Here is a 25,042-nt window from a genome sequence, read left to right as displayed (position 1 = left end):
CACGACGGTCGAGGTTCACCCCGGTTCATCCGTTCGCGCGGCGCCGCCGCCCCTCCCGGGGCTCGTTGGACAGCCCTATCCGGTTCCCGCGGCGCGGCCAGCGCGACGGGACAGCTCCGCGAACGCCACACGCAACTCCGCCGAGGCAACTACCTCGATCTCGGTGTCGAAGCGGGCCAACGCCGCCGCGAGGGCGGCGACCGGACCAGGCTGACGCCGGGATCCTGATCCTGGGCCGCCCTCGCCATGGCAGGGCCAGACGTCCGCGCTCCCGGAACCCTCGAACCGGGCCGACAGGAAGGCGGTCACGTCGCCCCCGGCACTCCACGGGGAACGAACCGCGGCCCAGCCAGGACCCGCAGTGCCATCCGGTCGACACGGAAGGTCCGCCAGTCGCCGCGGTCGGGGGCCCAGCCGGCGACGTACCAGCGCCCGAAACGCACCACCAGATGATGTGGCTGCACCCGGCGAGGCGGGCGCGGCTCGGCATCCTCGGTGCGCCCCGGTGCGCCCCGGTGAGCGGTAGTCGAACCGCGGCCTCTCCCCCGCGCGGGCCGCGGCACTCAGCGTCAGCAGGATCCCGGTATCGGCCTGCGAATCGGCACCGTGCCCGGCCACGCTGACTTTGTCGGTGTCGAACCGCTGCCGCAACCGCGACGGCAGCACCTGCCGCACGGTGGCCGGCGCCCGCGCGGCCGCCTCCTCGATGCCCGCGCCCGTCCCGACGGCGATCCGAAGCGCCACAGCCAGCGCGACCGCCTGCTCCTAGTCGAACAGCAGTGGCGGCACCTGGCTGCCCGCTGCGAGTCGGTAGCCGCCGTGAGGGCCCTTGATCGCCTGCACGCGGTAACCCAGCTCGCGCAGCCGGTCGACGTCGCACGGCACGGTTCGTTCGCTGACGCTCAGCCGCTCGGCGAGCAGGCCGCCCGGCCAGTCCCGGCGGCCCCGCAGCATGGACAGCAGCAGCGTCGGCAGCCGGCTGGAGGTCGTCGTCGAGGAGGCGATCGGCATGTTTCGCCGTGCCAAAAGAAGCGGACGTTTTCTGACCTGTACTGCTGACATCGTCGGTCCTGTCGCCGGAACCTCCGGCACCAGAAATCACTCGTGAAGGACCGGAACACCATGTCGCTCAACGCTGTCGCGCACCTGAACTTCCACGGCCAGGCCCGCGAAGCCCTGGAGTTCTACCAGTCGGTCTTCGGCGGCCGGCTCACCGTCGCCACCTACGCCGACTTCGGGATGCCCGCCGAACTGCCCGGCGCGACGAACGTCGTTTTCGGCCAGGTCGTCGCCGACAACGGCTTCCGGGTCATGGCCTACGACGTGCCTGGCGAACACACGCCGACCGCCCCTGGCGCGCCCACCACGCGTCGGCAGAACGGCACCACGATCACCCAGGAGCCGTTCTTCCTGTCCGTCCGCGGCGACAGCGTCGAGGAGGTCACCCCCGTGTGGGAGGGCCTCGCCAAGGGCGCGACCGTGATCGAGGCGTTCGGCCCCGCCCAGTGGGCGCCCGCGTTCGGGATGCTGGCCGACCGCTTCGGCGTCACCTGGATCGTCGACGTCGCGGCCGAGTACACCCAGGCCTGACCGTTCCGCGAGGTGTGCGGCCGGACCGGCCGCCCACCTCCACCCCAGGAGAAACCCATGCGAACCCGTCCGCTCGGCCGGACCGGCATCCAGGTCAGCGCCTACGCCCTGGGCACGATGATGTTCGGCCCGTACGGCAACCCCGACCCCGACGACTGCGTCCGCATCGTCCACCGCGCCCTCGATGGCGGCATCAACGTCATCGACACCGCCGACGTCTATGGCGGCGGCGGTAAATCCGAGAAGATCATCGGGAAGGCCCTGCGCGGCCGCCGCGACGACGTCGTCCTGGCCACGAAATTCAACGGCCCGATGGGATCCGACCCCAACCGGCGCGGCAGCTCCCGCCGGTGGATCGTTTCCGCGGTCGAAGGGTCGCTGCGCCGCCTGGGCGTCGACCACATCGACCTCTACCAGGCCCACCACCCCGAGCCCGGCACCGACACGGAGGAAACCCTCGGCGCGCTGACCGACCTGCTGCGCGCGGGCAAGATCCGTGCGATCGGCCACTCCAACCTGCCCGCCTCGGACATCGCCCAAGCCCAATGGGTGGCCGAACAGCGCGGGCTCGCCCGCTTCCGCTCCGAACAGCCGCACTACTCGGTCCTCAATCGCGGGATCGAACGCGAGATCCTGCCGGTCTGCGAGCGCTATGGGCTGGGTGTGCTGGTGTGGAGCCCGTTGGCGATGGGCCTGCTCGCCGGGCGCCTCCGAAAAGACAACGGGGAAACGGTCTCGGCCGGGCGTCTGCACTGGGCACGGCGGCATATGACCGACGAACGCAAGCTCGACGCCGTCGAAGCGCTCGCCCGGATCGCCGAGCAGGCCGGACTGTCGCTGCCCCACCTCGCTCTGGCGTTCGTAACGGCCCACCCCGCGGTCACCTCGGCGATCATCGGCCCCCGCACACCCGACCAGCTCGACGACCTGCTCGCGGGAGCGGACACGCTCCTCGACGACGACCTGCTCGACCGCATCGACGAGATCGTGGCGCCGGGAACCGATGTCGGACCCGTCGACGTCGCCTACGTCCCACCGGCGCTCGCGCAGCCGGAACTCCGCCGACGCACCACCGAAACCCGGGCAGCGCGCCGACAGCCGCCGCAGTGACGTGACGACGGCTGCTGCTGCATGCACAGTGCCCGCCCCGGGCGATGGACTCGGCCGGACCGCCGGTTCCGGCGCCGCGACGCCGGAGCCCACAGGCATGCCTGCGGATCCATTACAGGGTGAACGCGCTCACAGCGCGCGGCCCGACCATGACCCACATCCCCCGGAAGAAACAACTACCAGGCCACCTCCCCCGAACGACCCTACGACCCTTCTCAAACCCCTCCAGGGCACATCCAACATCGCCCTGACCTGATCGACGGCTGTCTCACCGGCCCTGGACCGGAACTGACCCGCCATCCGACAACACCCGAACCAGTCGGTAAGAAATGTCGGTAAGAAATGGGGACTCACTTCATGCCGATCCCACTGTCCGCGTTGGACCTCGTAATCGCGGAGCAAGGACGCACCGCCGCCGAGTCGCTCGCCGCAACCAGCCGAACCGTGATGCGTCTGGACGATCTCGGATACCGGCGTATCTGGTTCGCCGAGCATCACGGAACCGATCTTTCCGCGAGCGTGGTGCCGGCGGTTCTGATCGCGCACCTCGCAGCACAGACCAGCAGAATTCGACTCGGGTCCGGCGGTGTTCTGGCGCCCAACCATGCGCCACTGGCGCTCGCGGAACAGTTCGCCACACTGGCGACGCTGCATCCGGACCGCATCGATATGGGCATCGGCCGGGGACCGGGTACCTTCGACCAGACGATCGTGCGGGCGTTGCGCCGAGGCGGTGAACCGAGCACGGACAGGGAGTACAACGAAGACGTGGCCGCGGTGCTGCATTACCTTTCCGGTGAAAGCGGCGTACAGCTCATCGCGGGCCGGCGACAGGACAAGGGCGGCGCCCGTCCGTGGCTGCTGGCGTCCAGCCCGGCCAGTGCGGAACTGGCGGCGCGACTGGGACTACCGATCGCGCTGGCGCACCACATCCGGCCGGACCGGACCATCACCACGGCAGCACGTTATAGGGAACTGTTCACGCCATCGCGGTGGGCGGACCAGCCCTACGTGATGGTTGCGGTCGAGACGGTCGTGGCGGACACCGAGGCGGAGGCCGCACGCCTGGCCCGGCCGACCGACGTCGCAAGATCCAAGCAGACCTCATCAGCGCTGCTGTCCCCGGAAGAAGCAGCCGTCCACGAGATTCCGGAAGAGGCCCGGAGCTACGTAGAGGCCACCGGTGCGGAACAGGCACGCGGCACGGTGGAGACGGTGCGACGCCGGTTCGCGGAGATCGTGGAGCAGACCGGCGCGGACGAGCTGATGCTGTACGCGTCCATCTACGATGCCGACGCACGGATCCGCTGCTATGAACTGGCCGCAAAAGCCGCCGAGTAGGCCCAACGGTCGGCCCTGGCCCACATGCTGCCGTCAGCATCAAGGCGAAACGGTCGTCCTCAAAGCGCTCGCCAGCCTGCAGAGTGTGTCGTGTTAGCCGTGCCCCTCATCGGCCGAGGTGGCATCGACGCGGCCGTAGCGGGCGATGGTCTTGGCCTGCTGCTTGTCGTCGGCGGCTTCGAGGAGTTCGTTGACGAACTGGGTGGCCAGGACGTACTTGACCCGGTAGCCCTTCACGGCGGCTTCGGTGCCCAACGCGATCAGCAGAGTCGAACGCCCGCAGCGACTTCTCCCGGGGGAAGCGGCAGCCTTGATGCGACGCTCGGAGCGGCGCCGGGCCCGGTCGTCGCACTCGGCCAGCAGCAGCTCGGCGAGGAAGCCCCAGTAGGACATCTGTTCCCGGGACGCGGCCTGGGCGAGGCCGGGGAACTGGTTGCGGACGGTGGGTAGCCGCAGCAGCCTGCACGCCCGGCCGATGGCGGTGGTCGCGGCTGCCTCGGTGATCCCGCGGTTGCGGTTGGCGCGCATGTCGCTTCTCCCCTCACGTGGAGCCCTGGGGCCGCGGTGTCGCAGTAGCTGGTCGTAGAGGGCAATCGACGGCAGCGGCCGGGTGTCGGGCGGCAGGTGGGTCAGCCGCCACTCGACTAGGAAGGTGACCGTGGCCCGCGCCGGCCCGCCGACCCCAGGGCGCACAGGGGCCGGCGGCGCAGGAGCGGTGGGGGCGGGGGTGTCGAGTACGTCGCCGGCGGCGGCCTTGCGGTCCTCAGGGCGACCCGTCCGCTGTCAGGGCTCCGCCACCGAAGAGGAGGGCGCCGCGAGGTCGACGCGCTGGCCGGTGCTCAACGCGCAGACGTGCAGCGGGCCCAAGCCCGTACCGCCTGGGAGAGAGAATGCGACGGCCGAAACGGTGACGCCTGCAGACCGAAACGCCCCCGCCCCCGGTGGGACGCCTCGCCGGAACCCGACCTCCTCTACGGGCCTGCTTCTGCGCCGCACCGGCTCTGGGCGCTTTCACGGCGGGTGGCGCGGCGGTGCCCCCGTACCGCTCGCTTCCAAGGAACCGCAGGATGGCACGTGTCCTCTCGTACAGGGTCAGGCGGGGCGGGAGCGCGGGGCCGGGAGTCAGGAGGGCGTGGTTGCGAGCGACGCGGCAGCCTCCCAGGCGAACCCGTCCGGGTCGGTGAAGGTGTCGGCGGTGCTGCCGAGGACGATGCGGTGCGAGCCGGCGCCGTCGGCGGGGACGCCGAGATCCTTGGCAAGGGAACGGTGCTTGTACAGCGCCAGCTTGACGGGGCTGGACTGCCCGGGGGCGAACTCGGCGTACTTACCACCGAAGCTCTTGGCCACGGTCAGGCCCCGGCCGACGTAGAACTGCTTAGTGGCCTTCACATCCTCGACGCCGAGCAGTAGGACGACCTCGTCGATCTCGCGGGTGGCGGGGCCGGTGTCCTTCTTCGCCGAGGTCGCGATCTTCCAGATCGTCCCGTCCGGGGCCTGGACGGTGCCGCCGTAGCCCCACAGCGACTTCGCGGCGGGCTTCAGCACCGTGGCGCCGGCGTCCACGGCGGCGCCGACGAAGCTGTCGACGGTGGCCGGCCCGGACACCGTGAGCGCCAGGGTGAAGCCGCGGAATCCGGTGGAATGCGCCTCGGACGCCCGCAGGCGTATGTACGTGTCCACGCCGAAGGCGCTGTAGAAGCGGCGGGCGGCCTCGGGGTCGGCCACCTCAAGGGTGACGGACGCGAGGGACGTGTTGGCTGTGGTGGAAGTGGTGGTTGCCATGACCATCACGCTAGGGGCTGCGCGGCGGCCGGGGCTTCTCGATTCCTGACCGGTCTCGCGACTTGTTTCGCCACGCACGCCGGCATCCCCTCCACCTTGATCGCCGGTCCCGCATCGCGGGCCGTACCCGCGGCATCGGCATGGTCGGCCGCCGCATCGGCCGCCTGGCGCCGGAAGGCCCCGGGCGGCATGCCGACCAGCTCGGTGAAGCGGGTGGTGAACGTGCCCAGCGACGCGCAGCCGACCGCGAAGCAGATCTCGGTGACGCTGAGGTCGCCCCGCCGCAGCAGCGCCATCGCCCGCTCGATGCGACGCGTCATCAGGTACGCGTACGGCGACTCACCGTAGGCGGCCCGGAACTGCCGACTCAGGTGCCCGGCGGACATGTTCACATCACGGGCGAGCGACTCTACGTTCAGCGGCTGCGCGTATTCCCTGTCGATCCGGTCGCGGACGCGGCGCAGCCGCGCGAGATCAGCCAGGCGCTGGGCCTGGACGCGCGCACGTCGCCACTCAGGCTTACACATGAGGCCCTCCCCTTTGTCTTTCATCTTCCCTTCCCATCGACGTCTTCGAGCGTCTGGGGCGCCCGCCTCGGCGGGCGCCCCAGACGCTCGGTGGTGTGGGCCGACCCGCCGGGCTCGACCAGCCGGTCGAGCGACTGCCGGACAGCAGCGGGACGGAGTTTGGGCTCATGACCGGTTCAGCAAGGCCCCGGACGCGGCCCTCACGGGCGACCGGCAGGGCAGGCGACCAGCAGGGCAGGCGCTTCCGCTCTGGTGAGCCGCCGCGTTCCTGAGGAGTGGTCGCGATGTCGGCCCGCCTCACGGCCGCATCGATACCCTCACAGCTCAGCGCAGCTCCTGGATGCGGACCAGGTTGCCCGCGGGGTCGCGGAACGCGCAGTCGCGGACGCCGTACGGCTGCTCGGTCGGCTCCTGGACGACCTCAGTATCACCGGCCTGCACCTTCTCGAACGTGGCGTCGAGGTCCGGGGTGGCCAGCAGGATCCAGCCGTAGGTGCCCTTGGCCATCATCTCGGTGATCGTGCGGCGCTCGTCCTCGGTGATGCCGGGATCGGCGGCGGGCGGCGCCAGAAGGATCGACGTACTCGGCTGACCAGCCGGGCCGACCGTGATCCAGCGCATCCTGCCCTGCCCGACATCGCTGCGGACCTCGAAGCCGAGGACGTCACGGTAGAAGGCGAGCGACGCGTCGGGGTCGTCGTGCGGCAGGGAGCTGGTGTGAATGGTGATGTTCATGATGAGCAGACTAGAAGCGGCTCCGTGTCCCGCGCTTCTCGATTCCTGATCGATCCGGCCACGCTCGGACGTCGCACCGCCGTGCGGCCATCCGCAGCCGCCCTCTGCCCTACAGCGGCCCCCGGCCTCGAAATGTGCAACGCGCCCCGGAACTTTCTTGCAGAGAATCCCAGATGATCACCCGTCCGTACACCCCATTGCCCCCTCGTGTACATGGCGCGGGCCACCGGTCTCTCCCGTAGAAGCAGAAGGACCGCACGGCCTGTCTCAGGGAGGGCCCACCATGCATGCCCACCACGTGCCGGGAAGTTTCGTCGGTCTCAATAAGATGCTCCAGGCACCCGACGAGCACACCACGAAGCCCGAGAAGGAGCACGTCAAAAACTATTTTTCGGGAGCTGCATTCAACGACGAGGAGACGGCGAAACTGATCGAATTCACTTCGACCCCCGCCATCGCCGCCGGATACGCGACACAGTCCCGGTGCGGATACGTGCTCACCGTACAGGTCAAGAAGAAGTACCTGACGAAGAGCGGCGACGGCATCGAGGCCGACTGGATGGCGAAGCAGGCCGCACCCTACAAGATCGTCGGGATTCAGCGAGTGGAAAATCTGACGTCGGACGTGGTCGCACTCACCGAGGCCGAGCTACGCGAGGCGGCCAAGAAAGAGGAAATGGCCGATTTCATTTAAAGATGGACAACGATATAGAATTCAAGGAATCCCACTTCGGCAAATTCCTGCCCGACCAAAAGGCCGAGGCGGCCAGGAACTACCTCAAGGACAAGCAGGAATTCTTCGGCAGTTGAGCGGCAGGGAAGGGTTCCCGTAGAGCTGGATGCGGGTCAGGGCGCAGCGCAGCGGGTCCGCGGCGGCGATGATGGCGTGCCCGGCGCCCGCGTCCTCCGGCAGTGGGCGTATGAAGACGGCCGAAGGCGTGGACCGATCGGTCAGGCGGCCGCACGGCGGCATCGCGGCAGGCGCCTTGCCTTGCGAAGGTCTCGCCGGCGGGAGGAGTCCGGGCGTGACGGCCTCCTCGTATGCGGCTGTGTCCATGAGTTCAAGCCGGCCGTGGTCGCCAGGGACGCGGGGTCCGGCGATGCCGGGCCCCGCGTCGCGACGTGCTGACGGCAGCGTCTACTGGATGGTGAAGAAGAAGGCGGCGTTCGTGAAATCGCCGTCCTTGTTGAAGACGCTTACGTAGGCCGTGTGCGGGTCGCTGTTGCAGACGCCCACCGGCTTGGTGAACACCCGCACAGCCCCGCCCCTGGCCTCGTATCCGTTCAGGGTCCCTGTCGGGATGCTGCGCGCGAGGTCGATGTCCGGGTCGGAGATGTGGACGCAGTAGCGGCCCGCGGACGGGTTCGTGACCTCGTCCACGTTCTTGGCGAGCAGCAGACTGCCGTTTGCCGCCACCGATGCCGCTGCCTGTGCGTAGGGAGCGTCCGCCTTCGGGGGGTCGGCTGCCACGGCCGAGCCCGACCCGGCCGCCAGCAGCGCGGCGGCGAGAACCGCCACCGTCGCGGAGAGGCGCTTGCGCATGTGTCCTCCTCATAGCGCTGTCCGGCACTCGCCGGACAGGACGGGGGAATCCTGGGCTTGACGCCCCCAATCCATGCGGAAAGTCCCCTATAAGAATGAAGTTCATGAAAAGTGCCATACGTTGACGCTCACGCCTGGTGGGCGGTGAGGAAGGCACGACGCCCGCGGTGCCAAGACGCGGGGATCACCCGCACCTGAGTGTTCGGCACTCGTCGACGAGGGCCTTCATTGGCGGGCACCAGGACGTGCCGGGCGCGGGCGTTCGCGCGCAGCACCTTCTCGTTGGCCGCCGCGATCAGGTTCGGTGCGCTCCAGCGCAGTTTCGTGCCGTACGCGGGAGCGTCGGGGACGACGTCCAGGTGGCTGGTGTCCGCGTCGAACGCCACACCCGGGCACGCCAGGAACCGGCTGCGAAGGAAACCGCCCCGTGCCGCACGACCCCAGCGAACCCGCCCGGCCCAGCGCTCCACCCGAACCGGCGACACCCGAAGCCGCCCCCGCCCCGCAGGGCGCCGGGGCTGCCCAGAGCACTTCGGCGGACCATCTCGGCGAGGTGCTCGAGGAGATCCGGGCGGTCGTCGCCGGCGACGGGGCTGGCGAACTGCGCCGGGAACTGGACCAACCGCGGCAGGACCTCGAAACACTATGCGAGGACGTCGCCGCCGGTGAAGGCAGCGCGCAGACGGCCCTGCCGGGGGGGGTATTCATCCACGCGGGGGTGGTCGCCCTGTACTTCCTCGCCCGTGACCTGTGGTCCACCGATGACGAGACCAGCGAGGGAACCGGGTGTCCGGAACTCCGCGAGCCGAAGGCTGCCACCTGGTCTGGGGTGCCGACGCAGGAGGCGCTGTGCTGGTGCATTACCACTACGCCGGCAAAGAAATGAAGGCTCAGGCGACCTTGCGGAGATTTCTCGTGCTCACTCCATCGGCGGGGGGACACAGCGGGACTACGTCTCCATCGCGAACACGTACCGCTCGCGCCGGTACTCATTGAGCGCCCACATGCCCACACGCCCACAGGCGGCCGGTTCCGCCGTGACAACTCAGATCTTCCGGTCCAACGGGGAGGCGCCATGCCTCGTCGGCCGGAGAGGTGCTGCCGCCCTCCTTCCATGTACGGAGGTAGCCGCGGCGGCGGGAGCCGTTACTGATGGAGAGGTAGTAGGTACCGCCTGCGCTGACCACACCCTGTACCTGACGGGCATTGGGAATTTCGGCGATGCCGGTGGAGTAGACCCGGTTCTCCGAATCGACCGGTACGAGCGCGCCGCTGGAGGGGTGCAAATTCCAGCGCACGGCCTGAGTCACGGTGGTGGCGGGCTCGTCGGCCAGGGAAGGCGCGGCGAGTTGAGCGGCGACTACGGCGAACGGGGTGGCGGCGATGCTGCGGAGGATCGTTCTTCGGGTTGCTCCTCCGCTAGCCGGTTGCACTTGAGGCGTGTCCATGACATGCAAGGTAAGGCCGGATTCCTTACCCCCGGTGGCGATATTCAGCCTCGTCTCCTCGGGGATAACTGAATGCAGCCGACCGCAACTGGGTGGCGTAGGCGGCGGTGGCGGGGCGCGGGTGGAGGGTGCCGGTGTGGGGGACCGTGCCGACGAGCTCGGGGCGAGGGCGAGCCACTGGTCGCGGAAGCTGCCGTCGCCAGCAAGCGGGCACCAGGCTCTCGGCCCCCGACCTGCCCGCTGGATCTCCCGCGCGCTGCGCTTTCTTGGCCTTCGCGGCTGCCTCGCGTTCCTTCACAATCGGCTCGAGCCGCTCATCGTGGCCATGCTCCCGCTGGACTGCTTCGCCGCCCGGCTCGCCTGGGTCGGTGCAGTCCTGGCCGGCCTTCGTACCGTAGAGGGGCAGGATTCGCGGTCAGGGATGATCAGGGCATGACTGACCTGGCCTCCATCGACCTGAGACCGGCCGTCGCCGAGCAGCCCGATCCGCTGCTCTTCGTGACGGTCTCGGGCGCGCACCTCTACGGTTTCCCGTCCCGCGATTCCGACGTCGACCTGCGCGGCGTCCACCTGCTGCCGGTCGAAGCACTGGTGGGCTTGCACGATCCGGAGGAGACCCGGTCGCGTATGTGGGTTCACGACGGCGTCGAGTTGGACCTCGTCACCCACGATCTGCGGAAGTTCGTCCGGCTGATGCTGCGCCGCAACGGTTACGTGCTGGAGCAGCTGCTCTCCCCGCTCGTCGTGCACACCACGGCCGCGCACGCCGAACTGGCAGCCCTCGCACCGGGCGTGCTCACCTCGCACCACGCCCACCACTACCGGGGTTTCGCGAACACCCAGTGGAGGCTCTTCGAGAAGAACGGCGAACTCAAACCCCTCCTCTACACTTTCCGGGCGCTCCTGACCGGCATCCACCTGATGCGCAGCCGCCAGCTACAAGCCGACCTGCCGACGCTGCTCGGCGAGGTGGCCGCGCCCGACTACCTGCCGGACCTGATCACCGCCAAGGCCGCCGCCGAACACGCCGCCTCGACCGAGATCCCAGCGGAACGCGCCGCGCAGGACGTTCAGCAACTGCACGCGGTGCTCGACGAGGCCCGTGCGGCCACGGAACTGCCGGACACGGCCACGGCACAAGAGGCCCTGCACGACTTCGTCGTACGGCAACGCCTGACGGAAGCCGGATGACAGTGGAAGAACGGTAGCGACAGGGATGGTGGCCTCTATGGATATGACGTCGTCGGGCCGGGCTCGGGTCGAAGCGGGGTGGCAGAAGGTCCGTGACGACGGGCGGGTCTGCCCGCTACTGCTCGAAGCCGCCTACGCCGAGCCCCGCCTGCGGCAGCTGTTCCCATGGACCGGAATGGGAGAGCTGCACTTCAGCCGCTGCACAGAGTGGGACTGGACCTCGGACATCCCCTACATCCAGCCCGCCGCAGACAACAGCTACTGGGTCTCCGGCCCCCTGCGCACCCAGACCGTAGGGCCAGCGGCGACACCCGAGGAAGCCGTCGCGATGGTGGTCGAACGCCTTCCCCCGGGCTCCGGCCCCGCCTTCGCCGGCACCCCGGAGGAACTCGCCGCCCACGAAGCCAACCGGTCAGGTTCTGCAGACAGAAGAGCCATCGAGCACATTCGTGGCCGCCCCATGAGCGACGCATGGCCGCCAGGCTCAATGTCCCCCGGCACTCGCGTAACGGTCATTCGCGATCCCTCGTGGAACGGACCGTGGCAAGACGAGTTCCCGGGGACGATTGACGATCTCGGCACCCCCGAACCCGCTCAGCAGGCCAATGCACGGGAAGGTGAACTGGCGTACTGGGTCACCTTCGACGAGCCTCAATACGAAAGCAATGGGGATGGTCCTTACCGGAAGGCGCAGATTTCGGAGCAATACCTACGGCGAGAGCGCCAGGAGTAGGCCGTTGCCGAGTACCAGAATCGCGGGTCGGGAGCCGGCCGGGCTGCTATCCCCGGTGCCGCCCGGTCGTGTCGCCTCGTGGTCACGGACCTAGCCAGTCCGTGCCGTCGCGCTGCCAGCCGGCTTCGACGGGGCGGAGCGGTAGATTCCGTCAGCCCATTCACCGTTTGGGCCGCGGCGGGTGAGGCCTCGACGACCTGGGTGGCGACCAGCAGGCTGGGACGGCACTGCTTGCCGGTGCCGGACCGTCCGGTGATCTCCTTCTCGATGACTGTGCGGTCGCCGCGCTTGAACCGGGAGTGCAGCAGTACGGTGCCGCCGGGGCCGTGGCGTTCGGTGAGCGTGGTGAAGAGTTCCACGGCGCGGGCGACGTTGTTGGCCACGACCGCAGGGTCCGAGGGTTCCCGGGTGTCCCGGCCATAGTCGGGGTGCCCGCCGGAAAGGACGTGTTGCAGCCCGTCGCGGGTTAAGGGCCCGTAGCCCGTAGCTCCTCGGCCGGTGCCGCCAAAGAGCCCGGACGGAGGCCGTCGAAGGATCTGGCAGCACGACGGGCTTCTCGTTCCGTTCCCATCGGGCCCCGGGACGGGTCAGCGGGTGCGTTCGTAGTGGCGGCGTGCTTTTTCGCGGTTGCCGCAGACAGCCATCGAACACCAGCGGGCGCGGTTGGCGCGGCTGCGGTCGAGCAGGAACAGGCGGCAGTCGCTGTTGGCGCAGGGGCGCAGTCGGCCGGGCAGTTGCTTCTCGGTGGCGGCCCAGGCGAGGACCGTCTCGACGGCCAGCCGGGCGTGCGGTGGGGTTCTGACCGCCCAGCGAAGGCCGTCCGAAGTGATCTCCGGGGTCTGGTAGACCCCTTCGAGCAGCGGGCCCAACGCGGCGGCAGGGCGTTCTCCGCAGACGATGCCCTGCAGGACGTCCCGCGTCTCGCGCAGCAGGGCGAGTTCCGCGAGGCTGCCGTCGCCGCCGTGCTCCTGCGCCCAGCGCCTGCCCTCGGCCGGGTCGTCGAGGGCGTCCTGTTCCTCACCGTTGACCAGTGGCCTGCTGTTGAGCAGGTCCAGTAGCGCGGCCATCGGATGCCACTCCCCCTTCTAACCGTATCGATTCATTTGACAGGTTAGATCACCTCATGCTTGTGTGGCGAGCGGGCTAACCGGATCAGGCGCACAAAGGGGTTAGATGTGCGCTCGGTGCACCACCGGGTCGTCGCCGTCGGCGCCCCGTGATCGTCCTGCTGCACGGTTTCCCGACCAGCTCGTTCATGTTCCGCGAACACGGTCTCCTCGGGCGGGTGCCCGGATAAGCAGGGCCGGGGCCGGAATCGGTGAGTCACCGCGCCCGGCCGCCTGCGGTGTGCGGCATGCCTCCCGCAGCGAGAACACCACAGCTCAAAAGATCAGCGAAAGGCGATCAGCTTCTATGAACGGTGCCGAGACGGTCCTGTGCAGCCTGCTCAACAACGGCGTGGACGTCTGCTTCGCCAATCCCGGCACGTCGGAGATGCAGTTCGTCGCGGCGCTCGACCGCCACCCGAGCATGCGCGGCGTGCTGTGCCTGTTCGAAGGGGTGGCGACCGGTGCCGCCGACGGCTACGCCCGTATGACCGGCCGGCCGGCCGCGACCCTGCTCCACCTCGGCCCCGGCCTGGCCAACGGTATGGCGAACCTCCACAACGCCCGCCGAGCGCATACCCCCGTGGTCAACGTCATCGGCGACCACGCCCGTTCGCACAAGGAGCTCGACTCGCCCCTGGAGTCCGACATCGACGCCGCAGCCGCGACCGTCTCCAGCTGGGTGCGCCGGCCGACGGCCTCGGCGGACATCGGTCCCGACACCGCTGCCGCCGTGGCGGCGGCGATGAGCGCCGGGGTGCCCGATGCCCCGGACAAGTCACGCACCGGCACCTCCGGCGCGATCTCGACACTCATCATGGCGGCCGACCTGTCCTGGGAAGAGAGCGCTCCGCCCGCGCCGCACCTCGCGGAACCGCCACTGCGGTCCGTGACCCGCGCCGACGTGGAGGCCGCAGCGGCGCTGGTCGCCGGGCCCGAGCCCGTCGCGCTGCTGATCGACGGCGCCGGGCTGGGCGAGCGCGGCCTGCAAGCCGCCGCCCGGATACGGAAAGCCACCGGAACCACCGCCTTCTGCCCCACCTGGCCCGCCCGGTTGCGGCGCGGCGCGGGCGTACCGGCGATCCAGCCCCTCGGCTACCGGGCCGAAGCCGTCAACCAGCAACTGGCAGGCATCGAGCACCTCATCCTGGTCGGAGCGCGCGAACCAGTGGCGTCGTTCGCCTACCCGGGCCGTCCGGGCCTCCTCACCCCACCGGGAACGCACGTGCACCACTTCGTCCCCGACGCGGGCTTCGATGTCGTCAACGCGCTGACCGAACTGGCAGACACCGTCGCACCGGACACCCGCGTAGCGCTGCCGGCCCAAGACGCTCCGACTCCCCACGTGGACGAGCCGCTGCGCACGGAGAATTGGGCCCAAGTCATCGGCGCCCTGCTCCCCCGGGAAGCGATCATCGTCGACGAGTCCATCACCGAGGGGATGAACACCCTCGCCCCGGCGACCGCCGGCTCCGCACCGCACGACGTACTCGGCCTCGCCGGTCTCGCCATCGGGCAGGGCATCCCCGTGGCCGCCGGCGCGGCCATCGCATGTCCCGAACGGCCCGTCGTCTGCCTGCAAGCCGACGGCAGCGCCCTCTACACCATCTCCGGGTTGTGGACCCAGGCCCGCGAGAAGCTCAACGTCACCACCGTCATACTCAACAACCGCTCCTACGCTATCCTCCGCGCCGAACTGGACCGCGTCGGCGGCAGCCAGGCAGGACCGGCCGCCAACGCCCTCTTCAACCTCAGCCGACCCGACATCGACTTCACCGCCATAGCCACCGGCATGGGCGTCCCCGCCACACGGGCAACGAGCACCACCGAACTGGCCCAACAGTTCGCCACCGCACTGGCCACACCCGGACCCCACCTCATCGAAGCGATCCTCCAGCCGACCTGAAGCGGACCCGGCTGCCGACGCACCCGTGCTCGTGCTCGTGCTTGTACGTGCTCGTAGCGGATGGCCTCGCGCACATGCGCGCGCTGCGCCGCCGTCACCCCACGCAGCGCATCGCCCCCGCCGGGACGGACCGGACCCCGGCCCCTCTCGCGGCTTGAGTCCCGGGGGGGGCTTTGGCACCCTGCGCGTCACCGTGGCGCCGTAGGAGCGTGGCGTGTTCAGGCGGCGGGGGTGAGTTCGGCGCGGCCGAACAGCAGCGCGAACCCGGACGGGAGCTGGTGCAGGATGCGCGTGAGAAGGTCGGGACCGGCCAGGGCGGCGACGGCGGCGAAGACGGCTCCGGTGTCCCAGCGCATGGTGGCCGGGGAGGCTTCGGCGCGGGCGGCAAGATCCTTGACGAAGGCCCAGCCCGTCAGGGGCCGGGGGTCGGGGATCTGGGCGGTGAGGAGACGTGCGGCTGTTCGGGGAAGACGGGCGGCGAGTTCGACGCGCTCGTCGCCCGTCAACTGGCGCCCCAGTCCCTCGACGACCAGACGGACGGCCTCGTCGGCCCGTTCGCGGGTGGGGTAGGCGCCTTCGTAGCGGACCTTCTCCAGCATCTGCTCGTACGACATGCGGGGTGCGGGCTGCAGCGGAACGTGCGGGGCGGAGAACACGTGCGGTGGTTCCTTTCTGTCGCGGGGACGGTGATCACCGGAGAATTGAGGTCAGGCGGGCTGCGGCGTCCGACGAGCAGGCCGTAGTCCGCTGGGCGGTAGGGGGCAGTGCCTGCCCCAGCAGGCATCGGCGGCGTCTGTGTCGGCGACGCCGAGGGCGGTGACGGCGCACCGAGCCGCGATCCGCCCGGCGGCCCCTCGGTCCAGGCCGGGCCGCCGTCCGGACGAACCGCTCCGGTGACGGCGGTTCGGTGCTCTGCAGCGAGTTGGGAAGAAGCCGGGAACGCTTCGCGGAGCAGGGCACCGCCGCCGCCTTCTTCCGCCGACGGGCCGACAGACCGACGGGCCGACGGAGTGCGCGGTACGGGAGAGGGGAGATCTGCTCTCCCCCTCTCCCGATGTCAGGTCCTTGCCGCCCTCACGTCAGCCGGAGACTTCCCTGGGGCTGGATCCGCCGCTGATGGAGATCTTGCGGGGCTTGGCGCGTTCCGCGATGGGGATCCGGAGGGTGAGCACTCCGGCGTCGTAGTCGGCCTCGATGTGCTCGGTGTCCAGCGTGTCGGCCAGCACGATCTGGCGGGAGAAGACGCCGAGCGGCCGCTCCGACAGTTCCATCTGCACGTCGTCGGCCTTCGCCACGGGCCGGCGTTCGGCCCTGACGGTCAGCATATTCCGCTCGACGTCGATGTCGAGCGCGTCCGGGCTGACGCCGGGGATGTCGAAGGCCACCACGTACCGATCGCCCTCGCGGTACGCGTCCATCGGCATCGGAGACGGCCGCGACCAGGTGCTCGGGCCCGTCATCTGCTGGGCCAGCCGGTCCAGTTCACGGAAGGGGTCGGTGCGCATCAACATCGTGAAAACACCTCCAGCGGTTCGGGCAGTTGCTGCCAATGCGCTGCGCTGAAATCCGTTGTAGCATGTCATCCAATGGATGACAAATACTGCGTCGTCCAGTCGACGACAACCTTGAGGGAGGCACCCGTGACAGCAGCCGACCAGCCGGCCCCGTCCGGGGCCGACGGCCGCAACCCGGCGTCGTTTCTCGCCGCCGCAGCGGCCCTGCACGCCATCGACGACGCCCTGCACACCGCCCAGCAGGAGAGCTCCGACACCTCCGCCGCCGACCCCGGTCCGCAGCAGGCTCTGGCCTCCCTGCTGCTACTGAGACAGGTCCGCGAGCAACTCGCCGGATGGGAGACCGGACTGATCGAAACGGCCCGGTACGCGGGGGCCAGCTGGGCCGACCTCGCCCACCCGCTCGGCGTCGCCAGTCGTCAGGCCGCCGAACGCCGCTACCTGCGCAACCGGCCCGGCCCCGCCGGGAGCACCGGCGAACAACGCGTCCAGGCCACCCGCGAACGCCGCGCCGCCGACCGCTCCCAAGCCGACTGGGCCCGCCGCAACGCCGCCGACCTGCGCAGTATCGGCGGCCAGATCACCGCCCTTACCGACCTCCCGCCCGCCGCTCGCCGTCCGCTTCGCCAGCTCCACTCGGCTCTCGCCCACGACGACCCCGCCGACCTCATCCACCCCCTCAGCGCCACCCGCCCCCACCTGACCGCCACCCACCCCGACCTCGCCGCCCGACTCGACACCCTCATCGCTCCGGTCGTCCCCTGACGGGAGCTCGTACGACCGGTCAAGGCTGAGGCCCGCGCCTCAACGGCGGCGGAATCACTCGACGCGCACATACCCTCAGCTCCGTGACCCGCAGCACGACGAAACCCCGCGGCCTGGCCGCCGACGGGCTTCTGCCGCTCGGCGGCCGCACGACGCCCGGCTTCGGCGGCACAGGGCATCGAAGCCGTCCGTAACCGCGCAGCGGTACCTCTCGGAGGAACGACGTCGACGAATTTGGTGACGGAGTACAGGGGGTGAGCGTCGGCGACCCGTTCTGGGACTGGGCGGTGTCGCCGGCGCAACCGCGGGATGCGGCGGCCCGCCGACGGCGCCGCCCCTCCAGCCGGCCGTCGGCGGCCCGAGCTCGGTACTACGGACGCTCGGCCGGCCGCGAGGACGCCCAGCCGCATCAGTTCTCACCAGTCGGCCGGCCGCGGCCTGTTCGGCTGAGCGGTAGCGGAGCGGGCAACCGGTTCGGGGTTACAAGCGCTCCTGGATCCACAGGACGAGGAGGCTGACCGCGCCGGTGCCGATGCCGTAGCAGGCCCCGCGCAGCAGGTGCCCTGCGGCGGCGCGGCGTTGTCGTACGGCCCATCGCCCGAGCCGTTTCGTGCGGGTGTCGGCCGTGCGGGGAGCGGGCAGGCCGGGGCTGTCGCGCATGGCAGGTGTCCTTCCGTACGGGGATGCCGGGCAGGAGCCCTTCCGACTGGGTGCCTGGAGGTCGATGGCCGGAAGGGCTCCTTCGCTGTCGGGTCAGCGGCGGTCGGCGAACTGGTCGAACCGGTCGGCCAGGCGCCGGTCGGGGCGGGGCACGATGGGGCAGGCGGCGCTACGGGCGGCCAGCCTGTCGACTGCCTCCTCCAGGTCTCCGGTGGGGCCCTTCGCCCTGGATCCGCCGGAGCGGACGTTGCGGGCGACGGCTTCGAGGCCCTCGACGAACGCGTCGTCGGGGAAGCTCGTCTCGTCGGCCATGGAGTGCGCCAACTGGTGGTACCAGTGCCGGGCCTCCCTGGACTCGCCGAGGTGGAGGTGGTGGAGGTGCAGGCAGTAGGCGGCCGCGCGGTTGCCGGCGCCGGCGGCCAGCTGCCACCAGAACTGCGCGGACTCGGAGTGCCCGGTCAGGTGGAGCAGGCAGGCGTACACCAGCGCTCCGGCGACGTCCATCTCCTCTTCTTCGACCAGATGGGTGTGGGGGCCGGCCCCTTCGGCTTCGGCGAGCTGGCCGACGTGTCCGGCGGCTCCGGGGCCGTTGAGCACCCAGCGGGAGACGACGCCGAGGCGCTGCCCGGCCTGGGCGGCGCGGGCCATGTCCGGGGGCGGGGCGGTCTGGGCGGCGTCCGCGGCCAGGCGGCGCAGGGCGGCTCCGACGTCGAACGCGGCGGGGGATGTGGTGGGTACGTACGCGTCGGCCAGGAGTTCGTCGATCGTCAAGGTCACTGTCCTCGCCCTTGCCCTTTCCTTTTGCCGTTCCTGCTCGGGTTCGGCGGCAACTGCAGGTGAACCCGCAGCCGGTCCCTGCCTTTGCGGCCGTGGTAGTCGACGGTGCGCTCGTCCAGTCCCATGAAGCGGGCGATCTGGCGGGTCGGGTAGCCCATGAGGTGGCGCATGACGATGACGGTGAACTGGCGGGGCGGCAGCAGCGTGATCGCCTCGTACAGGCCGCAGGGCCCGTCCGCCAGTTCCAGCTCGTCACGGACCGCGCGCAGGCTGCGGGCTATCGACCCGTTGATGATGAACGCGGGGTCGCGCTGTTCTCGCTCGAGCTGGGTGGTGACGTGCCGGTGCAGAACGGCGAGGGTGTGCTGTTCCAGGTCTTCTTCCTGGAGCAGGTCGTCCCAGCCGGCCCGGATCTCAAGGAAGACGCGGTGGACGGATTCCTCGGCCGCGGCGCGGCTGCCGAGGTGCAGCTCGGCGAAGGTGTGGAAGAACTCCTGGTGGCCCAGGTAGAAGGCTTCGAAGTCGATCGGAAGGTCCACGAAGTCGGGGGCCGGCTGGGTCAGCTGGGGGCGGCGCGCCGTCGGTGCGGCGTCCGGGGGGACGTCATCGTCGCTCACGCGGGCTCCCCTGGGAGATGGGCATCACGGTCTCTTTTCGCCGAGGCAGGAGCACGCCAACTCGCGTGCCCTGAGGGTTTGTTGGCCTCACTCACCACCTAAGCGATTTCGGACGCGAACCACTCATACCTCTCCCGGGAAATCTCACGTTGCGCAAGCATCCGTAAGCGAAGGGCAAGATCATGCTCGTCGGACGCACCCCTGACCAGCACATGTGGCGCGTGAGCCATCGCAGGCGCGATCACATTCGTTCATTCAAGTGGCATACGTCACAACGGATTTGGCCAGAAGGTGGAGTGGTTTCCGCAGAGCAGTACAGAGTTGGACGGAACCGCCGAAAGCTCCTTCCGTGCGGCACCACTGCCACGAACCGGCCGCCCCGGGCCGCTGCGCACACCGTCAGGCGGCGCACTCCGTCAGGCTGCGCGCTCCGTCCGGCGGCGCACACCGTATGAAAAGCGCCCCGGGACACGGGTAGGGCGACCGCACCGCGGGTAATCCCCTCGCACGGAGGACGCGTCGTTTCGCCGGGCCGCCGGCCCTGCGCCCATAGACCGAGGCCCTCCGTCCCTGGAAGGACACGATGCGTTGTCCCTGCCCGCCCCGTACCACCTGCTCGTGCTGCCCGACGGCGCATGGGAGACGGTCGACTGCCTGGCGGCCATGATCCGCTGCCACGCCACAGCGTCCACCGTCATCGTCGACGTCTCGGCCGTGAACCGGCTGACCATCGACGCGCTGGCCATCCTGGTGCGCAAGGCCATGCGCCTGCACTCCATCGGCGGGCAGCTGCTGCTGGTCGGCCCCACCCCCGCCATGCGCAGGCTCATCGAACGCACCGGCAGCGCCCCCCTCCTGCGCACCTTCCCCGGCAAGGCCGCCGCGGTCCGTTCACTGTCTCAAGACGGCCGCACCTGGCGCCCGGTGGACCTGACGGAGGGACGGGGCACCCTCTTCACCGATACGCCGCCCACCCCCACCTGACCCCTCCGGGGCGGACTCGAAGGGCGCTTCGCGACGGTGGAGGAAGACCGAGCGCCGCCGCGCCCGAGGCCGGCGGATGCGCCGAAGCACCGGAGCACGCGGGCGGGCTCGGGGTCTGTCGGCGGTGGAGGGCGGCGCGGAGCGGGTCGACCTCGGCCACGGCCACGTAGGTGGGCGGCAGGCCGTCGAGGTCGTCGGCCCGGAGCGGGGAGGCGTACGGGGCGGAGTGGCTCCGGGGCGCGTAGTACTGCCAGCCCTGCCGCATGGCGGCGCGGTTGAGGACGGGGGTATCAGTGAACTCCCGCATCGAGGCGCTGGTCGCGCCGGCGTCCAGGCCCGGGTAGGTGAGCGCCTGGAAGGCCACGTACGGCCCGTCGAGATCGCGGGCGCGCAGCGCGGTGGCGGCGGCGAGGTTCCCGCCCGCGCTGCCGCCCGCGACGGCGATGCGCCGCGGGTCGCCGCCGAGGTCGGCCGGGAGCAGGGCATGGGAGCCGGGCGCGAGGTTCGCTAGACCGCGGTGAAGCCGCCGTCAGCGGCTACCACGGCGCCGGTGATGAAGCTGGAGCGCGGTGAGGCGAGGAAGCACAGGACCTCGGCGATCTCTTCGGGCTGCGCGACTCGGCCCAGGGGGTGCGCGTCGGCGAAGGACGCCAGGTACGCACGGCTGTCGGAGCGGATGGCGTCGAGGAAGTCGGTCTCGATGACGCCTGCGGCCACAAGGTTGGCGCGGATGCCCAGGGGCCCGCCCTCGACGGCGAGCACCTTGGTCAGTTGGGCCAGAGCGCCCTTCGACGCGCTGTAGGCGGCGCCTTCGGGCAGAGCGACGGTGCAGGTGTAGGAGCCGGTGCTGACGATGGCGCCGCCGCCGCGGTTCTTCATGGCCCGGAAGGCTTCGCGGGCGCAGAAGAAGGCGCCGCGGGCGTTGACCGCCATCACGGCGTCCCAGTCCTCGGCGGTGGTTTCGGTGATGGACTTGTTCAGGATGCGTCCGGCGTTGTTCACCAGGATGTCCAGTCCTCCGAAGGCATCCAGGGCCGACTGCACCGCGCGGGCGGCGGTCTCTTCCTGTGCGATGTCGCCGCGCATCGCGAGTACGCCGGGAAACTCGTCCGGCAGAGTCGTGATGTCGGGGCTCAGGTCGACGGCGACGACGCGGGCTCCGCGGGCGTGCAGGAGCGCCACGGTCTCCTTGCCCACGCCGCGCGCGGCCCCGGTGACGAGGGCGGTCTTCCCTGCGAACTCGGCGGATTCGGCGAACCCGGCGGATTCGGTTGCTTCGGACGCTTCGTACGCCCCGGATGCTTCGGATGCTTCGGCGGATGCGGCGGCGGGCGTGGATGCAGATGTCACGGTGCGGTCCCTGGAGAAAAGGTGAGTGTGAGTACGAGCACGGGGCTTCTGGTGTGCTGTTCCGTGGCGCGGTGAACGGTCCTGGCTGGCCGGGCCGTTGGCGGTTCACGGGGGGCGCGGCGTTCATGGCGGGCGGCCGACGCGGGCGCCGTACGGCCGGGTTGTTCAGTGCGCGGTGAGCCCGCCGTCGACCACCAGTTCCGAGCCGGTGATGAACGAGGAGTCGTCGCAGGCCAGGAAGAGGATGGCGGGTGCGACCTCGTCGGCGCGGCCGGCTCGGCGCATGGGGGTGCGTTGGATGTCCGGCTGCTGGTCGCCCTGGTCGTCCAGGAGTTCCTGGATCATCGGCGTGGCGATCACGCCAGGATGCACCGAGTTGATCCGTACTCCCTGCCGGGCGTATTCGACGGCGGCGGTCTTGCTCAACAGGCGCACGGCGCCCTTGGACGCCTGGTAGGCCGCGGCCGCACCGCTTCCGACGAGGCCGAGTACCGACGACGTATTGATCACCGACGCGTTGCCGCTCGCGCGCAGGAGCGGCAACGCGGCCTTCATGCCGAGCCATGTGCCTTTCTGGTTCACGTCGATGACGCGGTTCCAGACCTCTTCCCGTGTGTCCTCGATGCCTGGCCAGTCCAGGATGCCGGCGAGGTTCACGAGCACGTCCAGCGTCGCGAACCGGTCGCGTACGACGGTGATCACTTCGTCCCACTCCCGCGCGGAGGAGACGTCGAGGCGGGCCGCGACGACCTCCGTGCCGCGTTCCCTGATCCGGTGGGACAGGTCCCGCAGGGGTCCTTCGGCGACGTCGGTGATCACTAGCCGGGCGCCTTCGCGGGCGAAGAGTTCGGCGGTCGCTGTGCCGAGGCCGCCGGTCGCGCCCGTGATCAGCGCGACCTTGCCGTCAAGTCGTCGTCCTGCCATCGACAGGGTCCTCGATTCTCGTTGATGCCGGCCGGCTGGCAGGCCGGTTGGCAGACCGACTGGCCGGCTGACTGCTGTTCTGCTGTACTGCTGTGCCGAAATTTCGTGGTCCGGGGACGTCGGATTCGCCCCGGTGACCAGCCGGGCCGCGGCCCGGCCCGGCCTCCTCTACGACGGCTGCTGCTGCTCCCGGTAGAGCACGAGGTGCTCGTGATAGAGCACTCCGTCCCGGATGTCGCCCGTGGCGGTGAACCCGGTGTCGTCGACGTAGTCGAGGTGGCTGCCGGTCACCGTGTACCGGCCGGTGTACGCGCTGCGCCGCTCGCCGCGGGCTTCGTCGTAGCGGCCGTCCGGCAGCAGCTCCTGGCGGATGTGGCCATCCGCGGTCACCCACATCCCGACCACGTCGACGTGGTCGCCCTCAACGGTGACGGCCATGGCGGCCCCCTCTCCTCGAATGGTGCGGCGAATGGTGCGGCCCTCGCCGCTCCACCGAGTCTGGGCAGGTCAGCGGCCGTCAACCAGGACGTGTGCTGCCTGGGTGCGGCACACCCAGGCAGCACACCGCACCCGCCGCCTAGCCTGGACACATGGACGACAACCGCCTGGGAGACTTCCTGCGCATACGCCGTGCCGGCCTGCGGCCGGAGGACGTCGGCATGGCGAGCTACGGGGTCCGCAGAGTCGCCGGACTGCGCCGCGAGGAGGTCGCCGTCCTGGCCGGAGTGAACGCCGACTACTACACCCGCCTGGAACAGGGCCGCGAGCGCAATCCCTCACCCCAGGTGGTCGACGCGCTCAGCCGCGCGCTGCGCCTCGACGCGGACGCCCGCGCGCACGCGTACCGGCTGGCCGGGGCCGTACCGAACGACCGGCTCGCCGTCCATGCCGCCGAGCGGGTCAGCCCGGCGCTGCGCCAGCTGATGGACGGCTACTCGAACACTCCGGCGTTCGTCATGAGCCGGACCTTGGACCTCCTGGCCGCCAACGCCCTGGCCGATGCCCTCTACGCCCCGTTCGAGCCGGCGGACAACTTGGCCCGCATGATCTTCCTCGACCCCGCGGGCCGCAGCTTCTACACGGACTGGGACCGGGCAGCGCACGCCGCCGTCGCCAATCTTCGCGAGGCCACCGGATTCGACCCGGACAACCCACGGCTGCGTGAACTGGTCCGCACCCTCACCGAGCACAGCGCGGACTTCACCCGCTTGTGGGACACCCACACCGTGCGCGGCAAGACCCAGGACGCCAAACGCCTCCTCCACCCGGACGTCGGTCCCCTCGCCCTCACCTACCAGGCTTTCGACGTACGCGAAGCCCCCGGCCAGCAGCTCGTCATCTACCACGCCGAACCAGGCAGCCCCAGCGCCCAGTCCCTCGATCTGCTCGGTTCCCTCCAGGCCACCCGGCTCCGGCCCGGCCCTCGGCCCCCTCGCTGATACGCCGACGAAACAGACGTCGCCGACGTCCTTCCCTGCGCATGCTCCAACAGCCGGGCCGAGACGCCTGAACCGAGACGGCCGGTCCAACCGACTTCAGTCGCTCTGCTTCCAGGCCGTGAGCTGGAAGAGCCGGGCGGTGTGCATGTAGGGCGGACGGGCGGTGGTGGCGAGTTCGAGGCGTTCGAGGTCCGCGTAGAAATCCGGTTCGTATTTGCGCGCGTCGTCGGTGATGTAGTCGCAGAAGCTGCGGATGCCGTAGTGGGCGATGTCCCTGCACCCGAGCTTCCGCAGGCTGGGGATGATCTCTTCGGCCGTGTGGAGTGTCAGCGCCGAGTCGAACATCCGGGTCCGGGCCTGATCGGTTTCGAGTGCGGCGAGCGCGGCCGCGGGGTCCCCCTCTCGGACGGTGATGTTCAAGGGCGCTGAATGCCGGTTGATCGCCATGACGGAGATCAGTCCCCCGGGCTTCAGCGGGGCGAGCGCCGCGGCGAGAGTGCCCGGTACGTCGTCCACGTACTGCAGGAGGTTGTGGCAGAGCACGACGTCGAACTCCCCGTCGGCGAGGTCGCGGGGCAGGTCGGTCGCATCGGCCTCGACGCAGTCGATCAGTTCTGTCACGCCGCCCGCCTCGGCGCGTTCGCGAGCCGCGGCGAGCATGGCGGGCGCGTAGTCGACGATGGTGACATGGTGCCCGCGGGCCGCGAGGCGGATGGCGTCGCCGCCGTCGCCGCCGGCGAGGTCGAGTATCCGCAGCGGATCGCCGCCCGGGCCGCCGAGGTGGCCGAGCAGGTTCGCCTCAGCGATCGAGTAGCGCAGCCGCCCCCAGGGGGCGTCCTGCCATTCCTGCCACGTGGTCATCGCCGTGTCGAACTTCTCAGGAGCTTCAGACATCTGGCGACGATAGCGGCCTGGCCGTGGCGGCGAGGGGTGCGGGCGGAGCAGCAGTTTGGTCGACCGCGCGTCCCGGCGTCCGCGACGAGGGTCGAGAAGCCGTGAG

The 25,042-nt window shown here is 70.0% G+C and carries 28 protein-coding genes and 2 pseudogenes; 11 read left to right on the top strand and 19 right to left on the bottom strand.

Annotated features, from left to right (window positions below):
* Window positions 1-75 precede the first annotated feature (75 nt).
* Window positions 76-1,011 (bottom strand): annotated as a pseudogene (locus AB0I49_RS21455) (WYL domain-containing protein).
* A 111-nt stretch (window positions 1,012-1,122) separates the two neighbouring features.
* Here AB0I49_RS21455 and AB0I49_RS21450 point away from each other — a divergent pair.
* The 3 genes from AB0I49_RS21450 to AB0I49_RS21440 all read left to right on the top strand — a co-directional run bounded on the left by AB0I49_RS21450 (window position 1,123) and on the right by AB0I49_RS21440 (window position 4,041).
* Window positions 1,123-1,590 (top strand): VOC family protein, encoded by a 468-nt coding sequence (locus AB0I49_RS21450; RefSeq protein WP_363228605.1) that lies wholly within the window; start codon window positions 1,123-1,125, stop codon window positions 1,588-1,590.
* 57 nt (window positions 1,591-1,647) lie between these two features.
* Entirely contained in the window at window positions 1,648-2,700 is a 1,053-nt protein-coding gene (locus AB0I49_RS21445) for an aldo/keto reductase (RefSeq protein ID WP_363228604.1), read from the top strand.
* 357 nt (window positions 2,701-3,057) lie between these two features.
* On the top strand, window positions 3,058-4,041 hold the full coding sequence (locus tag AB0I49_RS21440; RefSeq protein WP_363228603.1) for an MsnO8 family LLM class oxidoreductase: 984 nt from the start codon (window positions 3,058-3,060) through the stop codon (window positions 4,039-4,041).
* A 123-nt stretch (window positions 4,042-4,164) separates the two neighbouring features.
* Here the strand turns inward: AB0I49_RS21440 and AB0I49_RS21435 are convergent.
* From AB0I49_RS21435 to AB0I49_RS21420, 4 genes and pseudogenes are all read right to left on the bottom strand, one after another.
* Window positions 4,165-4,569, bottom strand: a pseudogene (locus tag AB0I49_RS21435) (ATP-binding protein); the annotation flags it as partial.
* Window positions 4,570-5,163: 594 nt separating this feature from the next.
* The gene (locus AB0I49_RS21430) at window positions 5,164-5,829 is read right to left on the bottom strand and encodes a glyoxalase (RefSeq protein ID WP_363228602.1); all 666 of its coding nucleotides are present in this window, start codon (window positions 5,827-5,829) and stop codon (window positions 5,164-5,166) included.
* Window positions 5,829-6,350 carry a helix-turn-helix transcriptional regulator gene (locus AB0I49_RS21425; protein ID WP_363228626.1) on the bottom strand — a complete coding sequence of 174 codons (522 nt, stop codon included), beginning with the start codon at window positions 6,348-6,350 and terminating at the stop codon, window positions 5,829-5,831. Before AB0I49_RS21425 ends, AB0I49_RS21430 begins: the two co-directional genes overlap by 1 nt.
* A 324-nt stretch (window positions 6,351-6,674) precedes the next feature.
* Window positions 6,675-7,085 carry a VOC family protein gene (locus AB0I49_RS21420; RefSeq protein ID WP_363228601.1) on the bottom strand — a complete coding sequence of 137 codons (411 nt, stop codon included), beginning with the start codon at window positions 7,083-7,085 and terminating at the stop codon, window positions 6,675-6,677.
* 283 nt (window positions 7,086-7,368) lie between these two features.
* On the opposite strand from AB0I49_RS21420, the gene AB0I49_RS21415 reads away from it, so the two are divergent.
* Window positions 7,369-7,779: a hypothetical protein gene (locus AB0I49_RS21415; RefSeq protein ID WP_363228600.1), complete on the top strand. Its 411-nt coding sequence runs from the start codon at window positions 7,369-7,371 to the stop codon at window positions 7,777-7,779.
* A gap of 444 nt (window positions 7,780-8,223) precedes the next feature.
* Here the strand turns inward: AB0I49_RS21415 and AB0I49_RS21410 are convergent, their stop codons facing one another.
* Complete coding sequence (locus tag AB0I49_RS21410) at window positions 8,224-8,628, bottom strand: hypothetical protein (RefSeq protein ID WP_363228599.1); 405 nt, start codon at window positions 8,626-8,628, stop codon at window positions 8,224-8,226.
* A gap of 128 nt (window positions 8,629-8,756) precedes the next feature.
* On the bottom strand, window positions 8,757-9,014 hold the full coding sequence (locus AB0I49_RS21405; protein WP_363228598.1) for a hypothetical protein: 258 nt from the start codon (window positions 9,012-9,014) through the stop codon (window positions 8,757-8,759).
* A 41-nt stretch (window positions 9,015-9,055) separates the two neighbouring features.
* Between AB0I49_RS21405 and AB0I49_RS21400 the strand changes: the two genes are divergently transcribed.
* On the top strand, window positions 9,056-9,514 hold the full coding sequence (locus AB0I49_RS21400) for a hypothetical protein (protein ID WP_363228597.1): 459 nt from the start codon (window positions 9,056-9,058) through the stop codon (window positions 9,512-9,514).
* Between the two features lie 103 nt (window positions 9,515-9,617).
* Here the strand turns inward: AB0I49_RS21400 and AB0I49_RS21395 are convergent, their stop codons facing one another.
* Window positions 9,618-10,076 (bottom strand): hypothetical protein, encoded by a 459-nt coding sequence (locus tag AB0I49_RS21395; protein WP_363228596.1) that lies wholly within the window; start codon window positions 10,074-10,076, stop codon window positions 9,618-9,620.
* Between the two features lie 432 nt (window positions 10,077-10,508).
* Between AB0I49_RS21395 and AB0I49_RS21390 the strand changes: the two genes are divergently transcribed.
* Window positions 10,509-11,267 (top strand): nucleotidyltransferase domain-containing protein, encoded by a 759-nt coding sequence (locus AB0I49_RS21390; protein WP_363228595.1) that lies wholly within the window; start codon window positions 10,509-10,511, stop codon window positions 11,265-11,267.
* Window positions 11,268-11,304: 37 nt separating this feature from the next.
* Window positions 11,305-12,000 carry a DUF6193 family natural product biosynthesis protein gene (locus AB0I49_RS21385; RefSeq protein WP_363228594.1) on the top strand — a complete coding sequence of 232 codons (696 nt, stop codon included), beginning with the start codon at window positions 11,305-11,307 and terminating at the stop codon, window positions 11,998-12,000.
* Between the two features lie 587 nt (window positions 12,001-12,587).
* Here AB0I49_RS21385 and AB0I49_RS21380 read toward each other — a convergent pair.
* Window positions 12,588-13,067, bottom strand: a complete 480-nt coding sequence (locus AB0I49_RS21380; protein ID WP_363228593.1) for a CGNR zinc finger domain-containing protein — start codon at window positions 13,065-13,067, stop codon at window positions 12,588-12,590.
* 346 nt (window positions 13,068-13,413) lie between these two features.
* Between AB0I49_RS21380 and AB0I49_RS21375 the strand changes: the two genes are divergently transcribed.
* Entirely contained in the window at window positions 13,414-15,012 is a 1,599-nt protein-coding gene (locus AB0I49_RS21375; protein WP_363228592.1) for an acetolactate synthase large subunit, read from the top strand.
* Window positions 15,013-15,230: 218 nt separating this feature from the next.
* Here the strand turns inward: AB0I49_RS21375 and AB0I49_RS21370 are convergent, their stop codons facing one another.
* Together AB0I49_RS21370 and AB0I49_RS21365 are read right to left on the bottom strand one after the other, a co-directional pair.
* Window positions 15,231-15,626 carry a DUF2267 domain-containing protein gene (locus AB0I49_RS21370; RefSeq protein ID WP_363228625.1) on the bottom strand — a complete coding sequence of 132 codons (396 nt, stop codon included), beginning with the start codon at window positions 15,624-15,626 and terminating at the stop codon, window positions 15,231-15,233.
* Window positions 15,627-16,091: 465 nt separating this feature from the next.
* Entirely contained in the window at window positions 16,092-16,523 is a 432-nt protein-coding gene (locus AB0I49_RS21365; protein WP_363228591.1) for an Hsp20/alpha crystallin family protein, read from the bottom strand.
* A gap of 129 nt (window positions 16,524-16,652) precedes the next feature.
* On the opposite strand from AB0I49_RS21365, the gene AB0I49_RS21360 reads away from it, so the two are divergent.
* Window positions 16,653-17,291, top strand: coding sequence for a type III effector protein (locus AB0I49_RS21360; RefSeq protein ID WP_363228590.1), 639 nt, complete (start codon window positions 16,653-16,655; stop codon window positions 17,289-17,291).
* Window positions 17,292-17,771: 480 nt separating this feature from the next.
* Here the strand turns inward: AB0I49_RS21360 and AB0I49_RS21355 are convergent, their stop codons facing one another.
* From AB0I49_RS21355 to AB0I49_RS21345, 3 genes are all read right to left on the bottom strand, one after another.
* Window positions 17,772-17,951 (bottom strand): hypothetical protein, encoded by a 180-nt coding sequence (locus AB0I49_RS21355; RefSeq protein ID WP_363228589.1) that lies wholly within the window; start codon window positions 17,949-17,951, stop codon window positions 17,772-17,774.
* A gap of 93 nt (window positions 17,952-18,044) precedes the next feature.
* Window positions 18,045-18,728, bottom strand: coding sequence for a hypothetical protein (locus AB0I49_RS21350; protein ID WP_363228588.1), 684 nt, complete (start codon window positions 18,726-18,728; stop codon window positions 18,045-18,047).
* Window positions 18,725-19,345: a sigma-70 family RNA polymerase sigma factor gene (locus AB0I49_RS21345; protein ID WP_363228587.1), complete on the bottom strand. Its 621-nt coding sequence runs from the start codon at window positions 19,343-19,345 to the stop codon at window positions 18,725-18,727. The genes AB0I49_RS21350 and AB0I49_RS21345 overlap by 4 nt, the downstream gene beginning before the upstream one ends.
* Before the next feature lie 588 nt (window positions 19,346-19,933).
* Here AB0I49_RS21345 and AB0I49_RS21340 point away from each other — a divergent pair.
* Complete coding sequence (locus AB0I49_RS21340; protein ID WP_363228586.1) at window positions 19,934-20,329, top strand: STAS domain-containing protein; 396 nt, start codon at window positions 19,934-19,936, stop codon at window positions 20,327-20,329.
* Here AB0I49_RS21340 and AB0I49_RS21335 read toward each other — a convergent pair.
* The 4 genes from AB0I49_RS21335 to AB0I49_RS21320 all read right to left on the bottom strand — a co-directional run bounded on the left by AB0I49_RS21335 (window position 20,301) and on the right by AB0I49_RS21320 (window position 23,041).
* Entirely contained in the window at window positions 20,301-20,774 is a 474-nt protein-coding gene (locus AB0I49_RS21335) for an alpha/beta hydrolase fold domain-containing protein (RefSeq protein WP_363228624.1), read from the bottom strand. The genes AB0I49_RS21340 and AB0I49_RS21335 overlap by 29 nt on opposite strands.
* 62 nt (window positions 20,775-20,836) lie before the next feature.
* Window positions 20,837-21,679 (bottom strand): SDR family oxidoreductase, encoded by an 843-nt coding sequence (locus AB0I49_RS21330; protein ID WP_363228585.1) that lies wholly within the window; start codon window positions 21,677-21,679, stop codon window positions 20,837-20,839.
* 165 nt (window positions 21,680-21,844) lie between these two features.
* Complete coding sequence (locus tag AB0I49_RS21325; protein ID WP_363228584.1) at window positions 21,845-22,603, bottom strand: glucose 1-dehydrogenase; 759 nt, start codon at window positions 22,601-22,603, stop codon at window positions 21,845-21,847.
* 168 nt (window positions 22,604-22,771) lie between these two features.
* The gene (locus tag AB0I49_RS21320; RefSeq protein ID WP_363228583.1) at window positions 22,772-23,041 is read right to left on the bottom strand and encodes an Atu4866 domain-containing protein; all 270 of its coding nucleotides are present in this window, start codon (window positions 23,039-23,041) and stop codon (window positions 22,772-22,774) included.
* A gap of 152 nt (window positions 23,042-23,193) precedes the next feature.
* On the opposite strand from AB0I49_RS21320, the gene AB0I49_RS21315 reads away from it, so the two are divergent.
* Complete coding sequence (locus tag AB0I49_RS21315; protein WP_363228582.1) at window positions 23,194-24,042, top strand: helix-turn-helix transcriptional regulator; 849 nt, start codon at window positions 23,194-23,196, stop codon at window positions 24,040-24,042.
* Between the two features lie 96 nt (window positions 24,043-24,138).
* On the opposite strand, the gene AB0I49_RS21310 is transcribed toward AB0I49_RS21315, so the two are convergent.
* On the bottom strand, window positions 24,139-24,936 hold the full coding sequence (locus AB0I49_RS21310) for a methyltransferase domain-containing protein (RefSeq protein WP_363228581.1): 798 nt from the start codon (window positions 24,934-24,936) through the stop codon (window positions 24,139-24,141).
* Window positions 24,937-25,042: the final 106 nt, after the last annotated feature.

Source organism: Streptomyces sp. NPDC050617 (assembly GCF_040654795.1).
Lineage (GTDB): Bacteria > Actinomycetota > Actinomycetes > Streptomycetales > Streptomycetaceae > Streptomyces.
Note: the sequence above shows the minus strand (reverse complement) of the source record. Positions and strands in the feature narration are given on the sequence as shown.